Origin of the sequence: Leptotrichia hongkongensis, assembly GCF_041538065.1 — a bacterium.
Taxonomy (GTDB): domain Bacteria; phylum Fusobacteriota; class Fusobacteriia; order Fusobacteriales; family Leptotrichiaceae; genus Leptotrichia; species Leptotrichia hongkongensis.
In genome coordinates, this window is the sequence record NZ_JBGORW010000001.1 from 44,611 (window position 1) to 61,642 (window position 17,032).

Annotated in this window: 14 protein-coding genes; 12 read left to right on the forward strand and 2 right to left on the reverse strand. The window is 29.2% G+C overall.

Going from position 1 to position 17,032, the window contains the following annotated elements; all coding sequences use genetic code 11:
* Window positions 1-115 precede the first annotated feature (115 nt).
* The 7 genes from ACEG17_RS00210 (at window position 116) to ACEG17_RS00240 (ending at window position 7,994) form a co-directional block, all read left to right on the forward strand.
* Window positions 116-1,768: an Hsp70 family protein gene (locus tag ACEG17_RS00210; protein WP_372582096.1), complete on the forward strand. Its 1,653-nt coding sequence runs from the start codon at window positions 116-118 to the stop codon at window positions 1,766-1,768.
* Window positions 1,769-1,830: 62 nt separating this feature from the next.
* Window positions 1,831-2,991, forward strand: coding sequence for a hypothetical protein (locus ACEG17_RS00215; protein ID WP_372582097.1), 1,161 nt, complete (start codon window positions 1,831-1,833; stop codon window positions 2,989-2,991).
* Complete coding sequence (locus ACEG17_RS00220; RefSeq protein ID WP_372582098.1) at window positions 2,895-3,551, forward strand: hypothetical protein; 657 nt, start codon at window positions 2,895-2,897, stop codon at window positions 3,549-3,551. Before ACEG17_RS00215 ends, ACEG17_RS00220 begins: the two co-directional genes overlap by 97 nt.
* A gap of 109 nt (window positions 3,552-3,660) precedes the next feature.
* The gene (locus tag ACEG17_RS00225) at window positions 3,661-4,248 is read left to right on the forward strand and encodes a restriction endonuclease subunit S (protein WP_021743185.1); all 588 of its coding nucleotides are present in this window, start codon (window positions 3,661-3,663) and stop codon (window positions 4,246-4,248) included.
* Window positions 4,238-5,368, forward strand: a complete 1,131-nt coding sequence (locus ACEG17_RS00230) for an N-6 DNA methylase (RefSeq protein ID WP_372582099.1) — start codon at window positions 4,238-4,240, stop codon at window positions 5,366-5,368. Before ACEG17_RS00225 ends, ACEG17_RS00230 begins: the two co-directional genes overlap by 11 nt.
* Window positions 5,369-5,404: 36 nt before the next feature.
* Window positions 5,405-6,196 carry an endonuclease/exonuclease/phosphatase family protein gene (locus ACEG17_RS00235; protein WP_372582100.1) on the forward strand — a complete coding sequence of 264 codons (792 nt, stop codon included), beginning with the start codon at window positions 5,405-5,407 and terminating at the stop codon, window positions 6,194-6,196.
* Between the two features lie 220 nt (window positions 6,197-6,416).
* Window positions 6,417-7,994: an alpha-glucoside-specific PTS transporter subunit IIBC gene (locus ACEG17_RS00240; protein ID WP_372582101.1), complete on the forward strand. Its 1,578-nt coding sequence runs from the start codon at window positions 6,417-6,419 to the stop codon at window positions 7,992-7,994.
* Between the two features lie 274 nt (window positions 7,995-8,268).
* Here the strand turns inward: ACEG17_RS00240 and ACEG17_RS00245 are convergent, their stop codons facing one another.
* Window positions 8,269-8,976 (reverse strand): GntR family transcriptional regulator, encoded by a 708-nt coding sequence (locus tag ACEG17_RS00245; RefSeq protein ID WP_372582102.1) that lies wholly within the window; start codon window positions 8,974-8,976, stop codon window positions 8,269-8,271.
* A gap of 396 nt (window positions 8,977-9,372) precedes the next feature.
* On the opposite strand from ACEG17_RS00245, the gene pagL reads away from it, so the two are divergent.
* Together pagL and ACEG17_RS00255 are read left to right on the forward strand one after the other, a co-directional pair.
* The gene (pagL, locus tag ACEG17_RS00250) at window positions 9,373-10,695 is read left to right on the forward strand and encodes a 6-phospho-alpha-glucosidase PagL (protein WP_372582103.1); all 1,323 of its coding nucleotides are present in this window, start codon (window positions 9,373-9,375) and stop codon (window positions 10,693-10,695) included.
* Between the two features lie 112 nt (window positions 10,696-10,807).
* Window positions 10,808-12,556 carry a glycoside hydrolase family 13 protein gene (locus ACEG17_RS00255; protein ID WP_372582104.1) on the forward strand — a complete coding sequence of 583 codons (1,749 nt, stop codon included), beginning with the start codon at window positions 10,808-10,810 and terminating at the stop codon, window positions 12,554-12,556.
* 220 nt (window positions 12,557-12,776) lie between these two features.
* On the opposite strand, the gene ACEG17_RS00260 is transcribed toward ACEG17_RS00255, so the two are convergent.
* A complete protein-coding gene (locus ACEG17_RS00260) occupies window positions 12,777-13,967 on the reverse strand; it encodes a replication initiation protein (protein ID WP_372582105.1) in 1,191 nt (396 codons plus the stop codon).
* Window positions 13,968-14,246: 279 nt separating this feature from the next.
* Between ACEG17_RS00260 and ACEG17_RS00265 the strand changes: the two genes are divergently transcribed.
* From ACEG17_RS00265 to ACEG17_RS00275, 3 genes are read left to right on the forward strand one after another with little or no spacing between them, the layout of a single operon-like run.
* The gene (locus ACEG17_RS00265) at window positions 14,247-15,143 is read left to right on the forward strand and encodes a DUF7916 family protein (protein WP_369712304.1); all 897 of its coding nucleotides are present in this window, start codon (window positions 14,247-14,249) and stop codon (window positions 15,141-15,143) included.
* 44 nt (window positions 15,144-15,187) lie between these two features.
* Window positions 15,188-15,523, forward strand: a complete 336-nt coding sequence (locus ACEG17_RS00270) for a PTS sugar transporter subunit IIB (RefSeq protein WP_299574965.1) — start codon at window positions 15,188-15,190, stop codon at window positions 15,521-15,523.
* On the forward strand, window positions 15,516-16,865 hold the full coding sequence (locus ACEG17_RS00275) for a PTS sugar transporter subunit IIC (RefSeq protein WP_299574967.1): 1,350 nt from the start codon (window positions 15,516-15,518) through the stop codon (window positions 16,863-16,865). The genes ACEG17_RS00270 and ACEG17_RS00275 overlap by 8 nt, the downstream gene beginning before the upstream one ends.
* Window positions 16,866-17,032 lie beyond the last annotated feature (167 nt).

Here is a 17,032-nt window from a genome sequence, read left to right on the forward strand (position 1 = left end):
GATAAAAATCATAATAATATATTAAAATACATTTAAAATTTATAAAAAACATAAAATTTATATAATTCTAAGACCTATAAAAAGAAGAAGAGAAGAATTGAAGGGAGAATTGAAAATGTCAAAATACGTTTTTGGAATTGATCTGGGAACAACTTATTCCTGTATAGCCCGTGTAGATGATACAGCAAGGGCTGAAGTAATTAAAAATAATGATGGAGATAATATAACGCCGTCTGTAGTTGAATTTGACGGAGATAACGTGATTGTTGGAGCAGATGCAAAATCTGAGGCAGTTTTAAATCCAGAAAATACAGTAATGCTTGTAAAAACGCTTATGGGAAAGACAGATTTTGCAATTAATTATAACGGGGAAGACAAGACTCCTGAAGAAATATCAGCATTTATTTTAAGAAAATTGACACAAGATGCTTCGGAACAGCTTGGAGTGGAAGTTAAAGATGTTGTGATAACTTGTCCAGCCTACTTTGGAACAGCAGAACGTACAGCGACTAAAAATGCAGGAAAAATCGCAGGATTTAACGTACTGGAAATCATAAGCGAGCCGACAGCGGCGGCACTATACTATGGATGTGCAAAGGAGCAGGATGAAAAGACAATTCTAGTTTATGATTTAGGAGGCGGAACTTTTGATGTTACGATTATGCGTATCAGTTCTGATAAGATTCAGGTTATCTGTTCAGACGGAGATCACGATTTAGGTGGAAAAAACTGGGATGAAGTATTGATAGAATACCTTGCTGACCAATTTGTCAAGAAAATAGGCTATGATATTGAGTTTGATGAATATGCAAAACAGGATTTGCGATTGAAGGCAGAAAAAATAAAAAAACAGCTAACTTCACGAAGTCAGGCTGGAGATTTACTGGAAGTTATGGGGAACAGAGAAAAAGTCTCTATAACTAGAGATGAATTTGAAGAAATAACTTCTACATTGCTAAATGAAACTTTGAAAAAAACGAAAGAAGTAATTGATGTAGCTAAAAGAAAAGGATATGAAAAAATAGATGAAATACTTCTTGTAGGTGGCTCTACAAGAATGCCACAGATAAAAAGGGCATTGACAGAAAACTTTGGAGGAATAGAAATAAAAATTCTTGAGCCAGATGAAGCTGTTGCAAAGGGAGCGGCAATTCATGCTGTAAATGTTTATGTAAATAATCAGAAGAGCCTTGCAGGACAGGACTTTGAATCTGACACGGAAGTAAAGGTAATGGTTAATGGAGATGAAAAGGAATTAAAAGCAAAGGACTATAAGGAAGATTTGACATTCTCTCCTGAAATGATGGGAATAGGTGGAAACACAAGAGAAATTGTCATTGCGACAACAAAGAGCTTTGCAGTAAAAGTTGAAAATAAAGATGGAGTTAAGAGCTGTTTTAATATGATTGTAAAAAATGAGCCTATGCCAAGCGGAATTTTAGAAGTTTCGGGTAATTTTACAACGCTTAATGATAATCAAGAGACAGTAGATATAGAAATTTATGAAAATGACTATATGGATAAATATTTTGATGTAGATGAGGACTTAAAAATAGGTAATACAATATTGGAACTGCCTGAAAACCTTCCAGCAGGTTCTCTAGTAGAAATAACTCTTAAACTTAATAAAGAAGGAATTTTGGAAATAAGAGGAAGAGATAAGTCTGGAAACAAGGAAGTAAATGTAAAATTAGAAACAAAAAGCGTAATATCTAAAGAAAAATTAGAAAAATTGACAAATAAATCACAAGGAATTGCAGTACTTTAAAAATATAAGAATAATTTTAGTTGAGAAAAAAATTTGATGTAAAGGAGGAAAAGTAGTCAAAAATGGCAGAAGATAGTCGAATAATAAACAATTGGTATATAATACTTGGGCTTGAATATTATCCAGTTCCTGAAAAAGACGAAAAGAAAATAGAAGCAAGAATAGAAGAAAAAAAGAGATACTGGCTGTCAAAGGAAAGTGACCCTTTTGACGGGAAAAAATACAGAAAATACAGTAATCTTGCAAAAAATGGGATTATAAGGCAAGAAATGCTGAATGAAGCCAGAAGAGAAGAACTGATAAAAGATGCCCAGAAAAAACTATTCGATCCGATAGATAATTTTCTGAAATACATAAAAAATACAGAGATTAAAGAAGAAATTGTAAAAGAAATTGCCAAAAGAACACAACGACAGGAAAATCTGGTAATAGAGAGAATAAAAATTAGCGGTCGAAAAATTTTACCTAGTGAATATAACCAAAAATTGTACAAAAATTTTTATGAAAATATTAATAAAAATCAAGATGAATTTTTTGAATTTTTGGTATTTGAAAAATATCTCGAAATTTTAGGTAAAACGAATTTGTATGAATTTTTAGCTTCTGAAGGGCTGGATATAAAGACGTTGACTCAAAAACAAATTGATGAAAAAAGGAAAAATCTGATAAAGTTTGATAACGAAACTTCTGCCAAGAAAAAATTATACAGTGCATGTGAAATAATATTAAAAAGTGAAGACAAATTAAATAAATATGATGAGTATTTAAAATATCTCCAGTACTTAAAAGTATTAAAAATACTTGATAGGGCGGAACAAATTTACAATTTGACAGATGATAAAATTCCAACTGAAGAATTTATTAATGAAATACAGAAAATTGTGGAAAACAAGGAAGAAGCAAAAAGTATTTTTATAGGATTTTGCAAGGAGAAAAAGATACTGTATACTGTCTATAAAAAATCAAGTGGAATGAAAGAATATAAGCAAAATGATAACTTAAGACAGAAAACAGAAAAAGAAGATAGGTATGCTGAAAAATCAGAAAATCTATGTATAGAAGCATTGAGAGCGATAAAGGAGTCCAGATTTGAAGAAGCTCAAAAATACTTAAATGATGCAAAGTTATGCCTGAAAACGATTCAATCGAAGTTCTTGAGGAAAAGTTGCATGAAACAAGGCAGGTATGGATTGAAAACAAGAAAACAGAAAAAGAATCATTGAAAAAGCGAAAAGTAGTGCATCCAATTAAGAAAAAAAAATCAAATGGACAAAGTCGGAATATAATTATTTTTATAATTATTGCAATAATGTTTTGTGCAATAATTTATTTGATTATGTTAAATCCGGAAACATCTCAAAGTACGGCAGTAGATGATGGAAATATAGTTCTGGATGGAAAAGCGGAGAAAACAATCTCGCTTGACAAAAATACGAGTTTTTATGTTACTGATAATAATTTATACTACAACACTAAAAAAGATGAATACTTGGAAAAGGCAGGTATAAAGGGAAGCAGTAGTTCAGGAGATTATGACTTTTTAGTTATTGAAAAGTTTCCTAAAAAAAGATATAACATTCTCTTGAAAAAAGGTGTTAAGGACAGGATATTCAAATTTAGATGCGATGCTAAAATAAAAGCAGCAGGAACTACTTTATTTGTTGAAAATCCTGAAGACATAATGATTTACAAGGATAAAAAACAGATGGAAGAAGATAAGCAGCTTAAAAGTAATGGAGGATGCTTTACAAAATTTAGAAGTGATATTGAAAGTAAAAATTAGTGAATAAAATAAGATTTAAATTAAAATGTTTTATATATATAAAAGGTTATTATATGGTATTCCACATTTTTTTATGGTATAATATTTACAAGGAAAGGGAAGTGAAAATATGAAATTAGGAGATAATGTAGATATAATAGCACCATTAAATGTAAAAACAGCCGATTCGGAAACAGGTTATCTTTTGTTAAATCCGACGCTTGTAAATAATGGTAAGATAGAAAGCTTCGAAAATGCGGAAGTTCCTGAAAGATATAAAAATGGAAAAAATAAAATAAATGAAAAATACTTTGTAAAAAAGAACGATGTGCTGTTTCAGGCAAAAGGGAGTAAAATAGAAGTTGTATATGTTGATAAGGAATATGAAAATGTACTTCCTGCAACACTTTACTTCATCTTGCGGGCAAATGACAAAATAAATCCTAAATATTTGCAATGGCTTTTAAAGACAGAACTGCTGCTGCTTTATTTTGAAAAGAAATATAAAACTATGAGTGCTGTCAGAGCTGTAAATAAGACTGATATTGTTGAGCTTGATATAGACTTGCCTGATAGAAAAGAACAGGACAGAATGGTTGAAATAATAACAAGTTTTGAAAAAGAGGAAGAAAATACAAGAGAATATCTGAAAATAAAGAAAAAATATATCGAAGAAAAAATTCTAGCGAAAAATAAGGTGATAATAAATGAAGAATAAATTCTTTGAACTTGTAACAGATGAGTTGGAAAACAATAAAAATCAGAAAAAATTACAGATTTTAAAAATGTCTCTGCTTTTATATATTATTTGCGTAAGCAAGGTTGTTTACGAAGAATTGGAAGATTTAAGAGACGATAATTATTTATTTCTGGAATACTTAAATAATTTGGGATTTGAATATGACTTGAATGGCACGTATTTGGAAAATATGAAAAACTTATCAAGTAGAATAACTGTATTTAATGAGATATATGACTTTATAGAAGAACATCCAGATAAACAGGTATTTATTGAAAGCTTGTCAGAAATGGAAATGGAATTAAAACTGAACATTTTAAGAGGAAAATATGCAAAAATCACACAAAACTATATCGATAACGTAATTAATTTGCCAATTACACGTGATGAAAGCGTTAATCAATTATCGCTGGATATTTTAGAAATAAATAATAGTGAAATATTATACAGTGTTGATTTTTTTGAAGAAAATAATTTTTATCGTGAAAAAATGAAAGATATTGAAAAAAATACAATTACTGAAATTTTATATTCATTAAAAAATTCAGCTTCTAATAGGGATTCAGCAGTAATTTTGACAAAAAATTTAGATACTAGTAAATTCTTATACAGTTTTTTAAAGGAAAGTAAAAAGGGAATGATAGAAAAAGATGCTTTTTACTTATTAAAAAATGAAGAAATGGAAGATTTTGTAAAATCTGATAAAATAGAATATGTAGTTGCAATTCCTTTTAACAACACGTTAAAAAATCAAGTGATAATATTCAACGAAGAAAAAGAAAGCAAAAATAACATATTATTTGTTCAATCGCAGCACTTTTTTGAAAAAGGAAGCGAAAAAATAAAGCCTGAAAATTATAAGGAATTAGTTGAAATAATCAAGAAAAAACAGGAAATAAATGGTATTTCAAAGTTAGTTTCCAATGAAACAATATTAAGAAGAAAATGTAATCTGGATATTTTGGGATATGTTTTTAAAACTAAGGAAAAAGTCAATTTAGAAGAATTAAAGCAAAATAGGGACAAAATTTTTGAATTAATGACAATAAACAGAAAAAAATGTGATGACTTAGTAAATAGTTATTTGGAAGAGGAATAAATTTAATAATAAAAATAGAAAGAAAGGTTATAATTTATGAAATTATTAACAATAAATGTACACGCATGGTTGGAAGAAAATCAAATGGAAAAAATTGATATCTTAGCAAAAGATATAGCTGAAAAGCAATATGATGTAATAGCAATGCAGGAAGTAAATCAGCTTATGAACAATCCTGTAATTTTTGATGATATAAGACAGGAAAACTATGGATGGGTTCTTCTGGAAAAATTACAGGAATATACAGACACTGACTATTATTACCACTGGAGTAACTCACATATTGGATTTAGTAAATATAACGAAGGTGTGGCAATAATAACAAGGCATAAAATTAAAGAGGAAGATGAGTTTTACTGTACTTTTGCACAGTCAGTAAGAACAATATCGGCAAGAAGGATAGTTAGTATCACTATTAATTATAATGGACAGGATGTTGAATTTTACAGCTGTCATATGAATTTACCAAATTGTGAAACTGAAGATATGGGAGAAAATTTAAGAAATATTTTGAACAGATCTAAAACTGATAATTTAAAAATATTAATGGGTGATTTTAATACAGATGCCAATGGGAATCCTGAAGATTATCAAAATATTTTGAATCAAGGCTTATTTGATACGTATACACTTGCTGAGAAAAAAGACAGTGGTGTGACAGTAGATAAAGGAATACACGGATGGGCTCAAGATAAATCGAAAAAGAGAATAGACTATATATTTTCTACTAAGGAAATCAAAGTAAAAGAAAGCAAAGTTATCTTTAATGGAAAAAATAAAGGTGTGGTATCAGATCATTTTGGTGTAGAAGTGGAAATAGAAATTTAAATTTAAATGAAAAAATAATAATTTTAAAATGAATTTATAATTCTAAATATATGCATAAACCCAGTAATAATCGTTGTTTTTTTATACAGCGATTATTTTTTTGGAAAAAAATTTAAAAAAAGATATACGTAAATGTATTGACAATTTAAAAAAGTGTGGTATATTTAAAATAAGGAAAAAATAAATCAAATATATAAAAATTTTTAGGAGGTATTCAACTATGATGAAAAAAATTCAACGATTCGGTGGAGCGATGATGGCACCAGTTCTATTGTTTGCATTCACTGGGATAGTCGTAGGATTGTCTTCTGTATTTACTAATACACAAGTTATGGGAAGTATTGCTGAAGAAGGGACAATGTGGCATAGCTTCTGGTATGTAGTACAAGAAGGTGGTTGGACAGTATTTAGACAAATGCCTATATTATTTGCTATAGGACTGCCAATCAGTTTAGCAACAAAGACAAATGCAAGAGCATGTATGGAAACATTTGCGTTATACACAACATTTAATTATTTTGTAGCGGCAATATTGAAAGTATTTTATAAAATAGATGCAGCTGAACAAATAGCTAATAAAGTAACAGGATATTCTGCAATAGGTGGAGTTCCAACATTAGATACAAATTTATTTGGTGGTATTTTAATAGCGGCGTTAGTAGTATATTTGCATAATAAATATTTTGATAAGAAATTACCTGATTTCTTAGGAGTATTCCAAGGATCAGTATTCGTATACATGGTAGGGTTTGTAGTTTTAATCCCTTGTGCATTCTTAACAGTTCTAATTTGGCCTAAAGTTCAATTGGGAATTGGTGCAATGCAAGGATTTATGAAAGCTTCAGGAATATTTGGAGTATGGATTTACACATTCTTAGAAAGAATATTAATTCCAACTGGATTACATCACTTTGTTTATACACCGTTTATATTTGGACCAGCTGCAGTTCCTGGAGGAATTCAAGTTTACTGGGTTGAACATATAAAAGAATTTGCTCAAAGTACTCAATCATTAAAATCTTTATTCCCACAAGGAGGATTTGCTTTACACGGAAACTCAAAAATATTTGGTGCAATAGGAATAGCTCTTGCTATGTATGCTACTGCTAAACCTGAGAAAAAGAAAACTGTAGCAGCATTATTGATACCAATAGTATTTACAGCAGTAGTTTCAGGTATAACAGAACCATTAGAATTTACATTCTTATTTATAGCTCCTGTATTATTTGCAGTTCATGCTTTCTTGGCAGCAACAATGGCAGCAACAATGTATGCTTTTGGAGTAGTTGGAAATATGGGTGGAGGACTTCTTGACTTCTTATTCCTAAACTGGGTTCCAATGTTTAAAAATCATGCTGGAACAGTATTTACTCAAATAATAATAGGATTAATTTTCACAGTAATATACTTCTTTGTATTTAAGTTCTTAATTCAAAAAATGAATTTAAAAACTCCGGGTAGAGAAGATGAAGATGAAGAAATGAAACTTTATACTAAAGCTGATTATAAAGCTAAACACGGTGAAGGTGGAGCAGCTTCTGGTTCTTCAGACGATCAATATATGGATCAAGCATTAATAATTCTTGAAGCATTAGGTGGAAAAGAAAATATTGAAGAACTTAATAACTGTGCAACTAGACTTAGAGTAAGTGTAAAAGATGAAGCAAAATTAGCAAAAGATGCAGCATTTAAAGCTGGTGGCGCTCATGGAGTAGTTAGAAAAGGTACAGCAATTCAAGTAATCATTGGATTAACAGTGCCGCAAGTAAGAGAAAGAATCGAAAACTTAATTAAATAAACATAAAAATAAGAAAGAATTTTCAAAAGTTATTTAGACCTTATGAAAGTTCTTTCTTTTTTCACATTCATAGAGAAAGAATTGAAATTAATAGAATTACAAATGATGATATGAAAAAAAATGCTAAATTTAATAAAATATGAGAGAAATTATAAACTTGGTGTGTAAAATTTTTATGTAATATGATAGAGTTATCTCAAAAAATTGAAATAAGAGTTTCATATTTTTAAATTTTAAGACAACCCTTTTTCCTATATTTATTTTTAAAAACAAGTTATCGTTTGGCAATAGCACTAAAAGTAAATTTTTCAGGATGATGAATTATTGTTTCATATTGAAACAGTGTTCCATTTGAGAGATATGCATGAGTTTCAATAACTACAACCATATTTATATCCTTTAGTTTAAGGTATTTTTGCTCCTCAGGAGTAATTTTTCTAAAACTAATATCTCTACGTGAATAAGCTATTTTTAACTTAAGTTCGTTTTCTAGATACTCATATATTGATTTTTTTGCTATTTCTTCGTTTAGAAAAGGTACAATTCTTCTGTCAAAAAAACTAGTAGAATAATTTAAAGTTTCGCCCTCTAACGAATTAGTACGTACAACTTTGTAAAAATCAGCGCTTTCAGATACTTGAAATTCCTCCATCAACTTTTCTACTCCTTGGACAATATATAAACTAATTAAGTTAGTTTCAAGATTGATATTTTGAAGTTTGCTAATTTCTTGTACAGTCTGAATCGAAGTTATAGAGATGTTTTCTAGATTTCTTTTCTCTAGTACAATTGACTTTTTCCCTTTTATTTTTTGTATAAGACCTTCTCTTTCTAGCATAGAAAGTGCTTTTCTTACCGTAAGTTTGGAAAAATTATAGTCTATTGCTAAATCATCTTCCTTTTTTAAAAAATCTCCTGATTTCAGAGTTCCATTTTTAATTTGTTCTTTAATATCGTGATATACTTTTTCATATTTTTTCATTCATTTATACAAACCTTTCCTAGAATATTTTATATATACTTAAATCTTTTGAAATCTAAACTGATAAAAATTGAATAAAGTTAAGATTTAAGTAAAATAATTGTAATTTTTGAAATTATAGCTAACATAATTTGGAGAAAACACATGAATTAGATAAAGATATAACTTAAGTTTTTGCTCCTTTTTAAATTAGATTTACTATAAATATCAATATTACTACTGTAATTATACACTAAATGAGAGTAAATATCAACAAAAATAAAAAAGATTTATATAATTCTTTAAAAACATTCAAAAAGATTTATATAAAAGTGTTGACTTTTTTAAAAAAGTATGTTATTATAATGATGTAAATAAGAAATAAAAATAGAAATATAGAAATGGAGATGATTATTTATGAAGAAATTTTCAATTGCAGTAGCTGGTGGAGGGAGTACATTTACTCCAGGAATTGTGTTGATGTTACTTGAAAATTTAGATAAATTTCCGATTAGACAAATAAAATTTTATGATAACGATGCAGAAAGACAAGAAATTATAGCAAAAGCTTGTGACATTATTATAAAGGAAAAAGCGCCTGATATTAACTTTGTTTATACAACAGATCCTGAAACAGCGTTTACTGATGTAGACTTTGTTATGGCACATATAAGAGTTGGAAAATATGCAATGCGTGAAAAAGATGAAAAAATACCTTTAAGACATGGAGTATTAGGACAAGAAACTTGCGGACCTGGAGGAATTTCTTATGGAATGCGTTCAATTGGTGGAGTTATCGAGTTAGTTGATTATATGGAAAAATATTCACCAAATGCATGGATGTTAAACTATTCAAACCCTGCAGCAATCGTAGCAGAAGCAACTAGAAGATTACGTCCAAACTCTAAAATATTAAATATTTGTGACATGCCAATTGGAATCGAAATAAGAATGGCTGAAATGCTTGGGCTTAAATCAAGAAAAGATATGGTAATTAGATACTTTGGATTAAATCACTTTGGATGGTGGACAGACATTAGAGATAAAGAAGGAAATGACTTAATGCCTGCATTAAGAGAAAAAGTGGCAAAAATTGGATACAATGTAGAAATTGAAGGAGAAAATACAGAAGCAAGCTGGAATGATACATTCACAAAAGCAAGAGATGTATTTGCAATTGACCCTACAACAATGCCAAATACTTACTTAAAATATTACTTCTTCCCTGATTATGTAGTAGAACACTCAGACCCTAATCACACAAGAGCAAATGAAGTAATGGAAGGAAGAGAAAAATTTGTATTTGGAGAATGTAGAGCAATCGCTGAAAAAGGAACAGCAAAAGATAGCAAACTACACGTTGACGATCATGCCTCATATATAGTTGACTTGGCAAGAGCAATCGCTTATGATACAAAAGAAAGAATGTTATTAATAGTAGAAAATGATGGAGCAATCTCAAACTTTGATCCAACTGCAATGGTTGAAGTACCTTGTATAGTAGGTTCAAATGGACCAGAAAAAATTGTTCAAGGTAAAATACCTCAATTCCAAAAAGGATTAATGGAACAACAAGTATCAGTTGAAAAATTGGTAGTAGAAGCATGGATTGAAGGTTCATATCAAAAATTATGGCAAGCAATCACATTGTCAAGAACAGTACCAAGTGCATCTGTTGCAAAAGCAATATTGGATGACTTAATTGAAGCAAATAAAGACTTCTGGCCAGTGTTGAAATAATTAACAAATATACTTAATTTATAGGATTATCTCAAAAGGTTAAAAAATACACTTAACTTGTGAGATAATCTTTTTATTGATAATATAAAAAAATTCTGAAAAAGGAGAAAATATGGATACAAAAAAATTAGATAAAAAATGGTGGAAAAAAGAAGTTGGATATCAAATATATCCAAGAAGTTTTTATGATAGTAACAATGATGGAATTGGAGATTTGAATGGAATTATTGAAAAATTGGATTATCTAAAAGAACTGGGGATAACTCTTATCTGGATTTGTCCTGTGTATAAGTCACCAATGGATGACAATGGATACGATATTTCTGATTATTATGATATAAATCCTGAATTTGGAACAAAGGAAGATTTGGAAAGATTAATTGTAGAGGCGGAAAAAAGAGGAATAAAGATAATTCTGGACTTGGTAATTAATCATACTTCAGATGAGCATGAGTGGTTTTTGGAAGCATTAAGAAATCCTGAAAGTAAGTATAGAAATTATTATATTTTTAAAAGAGGAAAAAATGGAATGCCACCAACAAACTGGAGAAGCCATTTTGGAGGTTCTGCTTGGGAAAAAGTTGAAGGGGAAACTGATGAAAATGGGAATGAAATGTATTATTTACATTTATTTTCAAAGAAACAGCCTGATTTAAATTGGGAAAACCCTGAAGTTAGGGAAGAGCTTTATAAAATGGTAAATTACTGGCTGGAAAAAGGAATTGCAGGTTTCAGGGTAGATGCTATAAATTCAATAAAAAAAGATAAGGATTATTTAGATTTGCCTGTTGACGGAGCGGATGGTTTTGCATTTAGCATAAAATATACGTTAAATCAGCCAGGAATTGAGGAATTTTTAGGAGAACTGGCAAAAAAAACATTTAAGAAGTACAACTGCATGACTGTAGCTGAAACACCTTTGCTGGAATACGAAAGATACAATGATTTTATTGGTGAAGATGGATTTTTTTCAATGATTTTTGATTTCAGCTATTCTGATTTAGATATGGCGAAAGAAGGTTTTTACTATTCAGTGCAGGATGTGAAAATTAATGAATTGAGAAAAAAATTTTTTGAAAGTCAGCTGACACAGCAGAAATATGGATGGGGAGCACCATTTTTAGAAAATCACGATTTGCCAAGAAGTTTGAATAAATTTTTAGGGAAGAAAGCAAATGAAATAAATGCAAAATTACTTGCGACATTGTTTTTCTTTTTACGTGGGACACCGTTTATTTATCAGGGACAGGAAATAGGAATGGACAATTTTGAGAGAACTGATATAGCACAGTTTGATGATATTGCCAGCAAAGATCAGTATCAACGTGCATTGGGAGAAGGTTTTTCTCCTAAAGAAGCGCTATATTTTGTAAACAAAAGAAGCCGTGACAATTCAAGAACACCTTTCCAATGGAATAGCAGTAAAAATGCTGGATTTTCAAAAAATGAAGATGTAAAAGCATGGATAGAATTAACTGGAAGTCAAGATAAAGTAAATGCAGAATCTCAAATAAATAATGAAAATTCAATTTTTGCCCATTATAAAAAAATGATTGATTTACGACAAAATGGAAAATATTCAGATTGTCTGATTTTTGGGGAATTTATTCCAGTAGAATTAGAAAATGATGAAATAATCGCATATATAAGAAAATATAAAAATCAGCAAGTTCTTTGCATTAATAATTTTTCTGATAAAAAACAGAGAGTGGATCTAAGCGAAATTGCTAAAAATATTGATGAAACAGAAATCAAGCTAGGAGATATTCTGATTAATAATTATGCGAATATTGAAAATGATGGAAAAGCGCTAATTTTGGAAGGATACCAAAGTTTGTTAGTGGAAATTCACATGTTATAAAGATTTTACGGAAATATCGATAGATAATTTGTATAGTAAAACTAGTTTAAAACAGAACTCAAAAATTATGACTATTTTACTCAAATCCTAAATTGTATAATTTCTATCATTTCAATTTTAAATGGGTTCGAGTATAATTTGAAAAATGTATAAAATAAAAAACTGTCTTTTATTCTTAAAAAAGCAATATTGGACAGTTTTTTTATATGGTTTAATGAGATTAAATTTCCTTTTCTAGTCTCATTTTTTCGATAATATTGCTTGGAAGATATATTTCAATAATGGACTTTTTGCTAGAATAATATTTTACAAAAATTCTAATATATTTATTTGAAAATTCAAAAGAGTCATTATCGTTGAAATAGCTGATAGAATCAATATTTTTTAATTTAAAGTCATACATAAGTTCTTCAATTTTTGGATAATGTCTTTTAATTTTGTTAAGTTTTCTTGTAAGTGTGTAAAATAGGACTATTGGTGATTTAACAGTTTTTGATACATTTACAAAAAGTTTTAGATTGTTTGAGGCTAGATTAAGCATAAGAGCCTTTTTCAAATTTTTTTCAAAATCTTTAGAATTTTTGGCATAATTTATATTGTCGTAGACGTATTTATATCCTCTTTTTGATACATAAAGTACAAATAAACGGTAAATTTCTTCAGGATTGGAAATTTTTTCTTTAATAAGTTCCAGCATTTTATAAATTTTATTATCAAAAGGTTTGTAGGATTGTTTTGATTTATTTATAGAAAAACTTATTGAGGTAATTTTATTTGTTGCTTTTTTGTGTTCTTTTATTTTTTCATATTCAATTGAAAAATCTGTAAAAGTATTTATGTCCAGTATAGCTTTTTTTAAAATATACTTTTCAAAATCAAAAAATCTTTCATATTTATCATTTGAGTTTAGGTAAGTTTTTACTAACGAAACTGGTAGAGTGATTTCGTTCTTATCTTTAAAGTTTTTAATAATATTGTTATAAAAACTGAATGAGAAAGAATCATTCATAAAAATAAATTTTTCAATTTCAAGAAGGGAAAAAAAGTTTTTTTTGAGAGAAAAGCAGTTTTTAAATTCTTCAGTAAAAAATATGTGACAATAATCAGAATATAAAACAAAAGATGAAATGATTCCAAAGGAGCCTGAAAATTGCATATCTGTAGAAAAAAATATATGTTTTTCTATTAAAGCATTAAAAAATGGGGTAAAATCATTAATTGAAGGAAAATCGAGTATGGAAAGCAGTTCTTCAAATCTAATTTCAGCTTTTTCTAAAAATGATGAATCTGATGCAATTCTAAAGAATAATAATTTAAAAAAATTTTTTTCATTTTTTGTTATTTTTTTTGAAAATTTAAGATTAATAGTATTTTTTAAATTTGTAAATTTTTCTGAAAAATAAATATCCATTCTATTCTCCTAACTGACGAAAGAAAATTTATAAGTTTCGTTTAATTTTTATATTAAAATTTTTTTATTATAAAGTATTTATAATTAGACGAAAAAGCTAAATAATTATTCGTCTTTCTTTAATTATATCTTAAATTAAAGAAAAAATCAACTAATAAATAATATAAAAAATATTAAATTAATAATTAAAAATTTTTTTGACAAAATGAAAAATGTGGGGTATAACGATAGTGAAAAGCAGAAGAATTTAAAGATAGAGTTAAAATTGGAGGAAATAAGATGGGAAAAAGATTATTAAGTTGTTTTACTAGTGATTTTAGTAAAATGTCAGGACAAGATTTAAAGAATGCAATTAAAGCAAGTGAAGGAAGAACAGTGCTTTCAGAAAATGTTACAGGAAGAAGAAGCGTTACAGGAGATGTTACAAATAGCGAATTAGCAAGAGCATTTGGAGCAGATCTTATATTACTGAATGGATTGGATGTGTATAATCCTGTTATAGCAGCTTTGCCTGAAAGTGATGAACCAATAAAGCTTTTGAAAAAGCTTACAGGTAGACCAGTAGGTCTGAATCTTGAGCCTGTAGACTTGAATGCGGATATGATGGAGGAAATAGAGATTATTCCTGAAGGAAGAATGTGTTCTGAAGCAACATTAAAAAAAATAGAGGAAATGGGATTTGACTTTGTATGTCTTACAGGAAATCCTGGTACAGGAGTTACAAACAATCGAATTTCAGAAGGAATAAAACAGGCCAAAAAATATTTTAGTGGAATGGTAATAGCAGGGAAAATGCATTCAGCAGGAGTTGATGAACCTGTCGCAAATTTAGATGTTGTAAAAGAATTTATTGAAAGCGGTGCAGATGTTATTATGCTTCCAGCTGTTGGAACAGTACCTGGCTTTACTCAAGATGAAATGATAAAGGCTGTAAGATTTATTAAGGAAAATGGAGCATTATCAATGTCTGCGATAGGAACAAGTCAAGAAAGCTCCACAAGAGAAACAATAAGACAAATAGCAATAATGAATAAAATAGCTGGAGTGGATATTCAACATATTGGAGATGCTGGATATTCAGGAGTTGCAAATTATGAAAATATAATGGAACTGTCAATCGCCATAAGAGGTGTAAGACACACAATTAGAATGATTGCTGCTTCAAATGATAGATAAAAATAAAAAATATTATAAATTATACATAATTGGAGGAGGATTTTATGAAAAGAATATATTTGTTTTGTGCTGCGGGAATGTCTACAAGTTTAGTTGCAAAAAAAATGCAGGAAGTTGCAGATAAACATAATTTACCTGTTGAAGTAAAAGCTTTTCCTGATGGTAAAATAGATGCTATTGTTGAAGAATTGCATCCAGATATAATATTGCTTGGGCCTCAAGTAAAATTTAAATTTGAAGAAACAGCTTCAAAATATGAGCCAAAGGGAATTCCTGTAGCAGTAATTGATTTGGAAGATTATGGAAAAATCGATGGAGAACGTATTTTAAAAAGAGCAATAAAAATACTAAAAGAAAAGGCGGTAAAGGAAGATGTTTGATAAATTAGAGAAAATTTTAGGACCTTTGGCTACTAAATTAAGCAGTAATAAAGTTTTAACAGCAATCCGTGATGGATTTTTAGTAGGTACACCGTTAATTATAGTGGCTTCAATATTTTTAGTTATTGGGAATTTTCCAATTCCTGGATATACAGAATTTATTGCAAAATTTTTGGGAAAGGGATGGGATGGACACCTTGATGCAGTTATTAATTCTACATTTGGTATAATAGCTCTTCTTGGAGTTATTGGTATTGGTTATTATTATGGTAAAGAAAAAGGAATAGAAGGTATTGCGGGAGCTGCAGTTTCATTAGTTGCATTTCTGATTATAAGTCCTCAGACACATCCGCTTTTTGTAGACAAGGAAGGTAAAGCTTTTAGCGGATTTGCATCAGGAAATTTAGGAACAAAAGGATTATTTTTAGCAATGATTACAGCATTGGTTTCTGTAACAATATTTACGGCAATTAAAAATAAAGGATGGACAATAAAATTGCCGGATGGTGTGCCACCTGCGGTAATGAATTCATTTGCAGCATTGATTCCAAGTATGTTTGTTATGTTTACATTCTTTATAATAAGACTTGGGTTCTTGTTTTTTACAAAAGAAGGATATGCTCATGATTTTATTTATAAAGTATTACAGGCACCTTTGATGGGATTTGGTCAAAGCCTTATATTTGAACCTATTTATCAATTTTTGTCAACATTATTCTGGTTCTTTGGTATAAACGGTCCAGCAGTTACGAATACTATTTTCAATCCTATACATTTAGCATTGACTGCTGAAAACCTGGCTGCATATAATGCACATCAACCTTTGCCTAATATATTCGCAGGACCATTTGGAGACTTCTTCTGTAACTTTGGTGGTGGAGGAAGTACACTATCTCTTGTATTACTTATGATATTTAAAGGTAAATCAGAACGTATGAAAAAATTAGGTAAATTGTCTATAGTTCCAGGAATCTTTGGTATAAATGAAATGGTTATATTTGGACTTCCAGTTGTATTAAATCCAATTATCGCGGTACCATTTTTATTGGTTCCACTTGTTAATACGATTTTGTCCACAGCTGCCACTTTGTTAAATATTATACCTCGTACAACTGGAGTTTTACTACCTTGGACAACACCAATGTTCTTTTCAGGATGGTTGGCTACAGGAAGTATAATTGCGGGACTTTTCCAAATAATACTGGTTATAATTGGATGCCTTATTTATTATCCATTCTTTAAAGTGCTTGATACACAGTACTTGAAAGAAGAAACTCAACCAGTAGAACAAAATGAGAAAGATGATTTAGAAGATATTTCTCTTGATGATATCTCGTTCTAATGTATAAATTTATATTGAATAAGGCTGTTTCAAAATTAATTATAAAACTTGATTTTGGGGCAGTTTTATTTGTTATTAAAGACTATTCAAGATATACTCAAACCTATTTTAATTTAAACTGCTAAAATTATATAAATTTATTGTTTGAGTAAAATAGTCATAGCTTT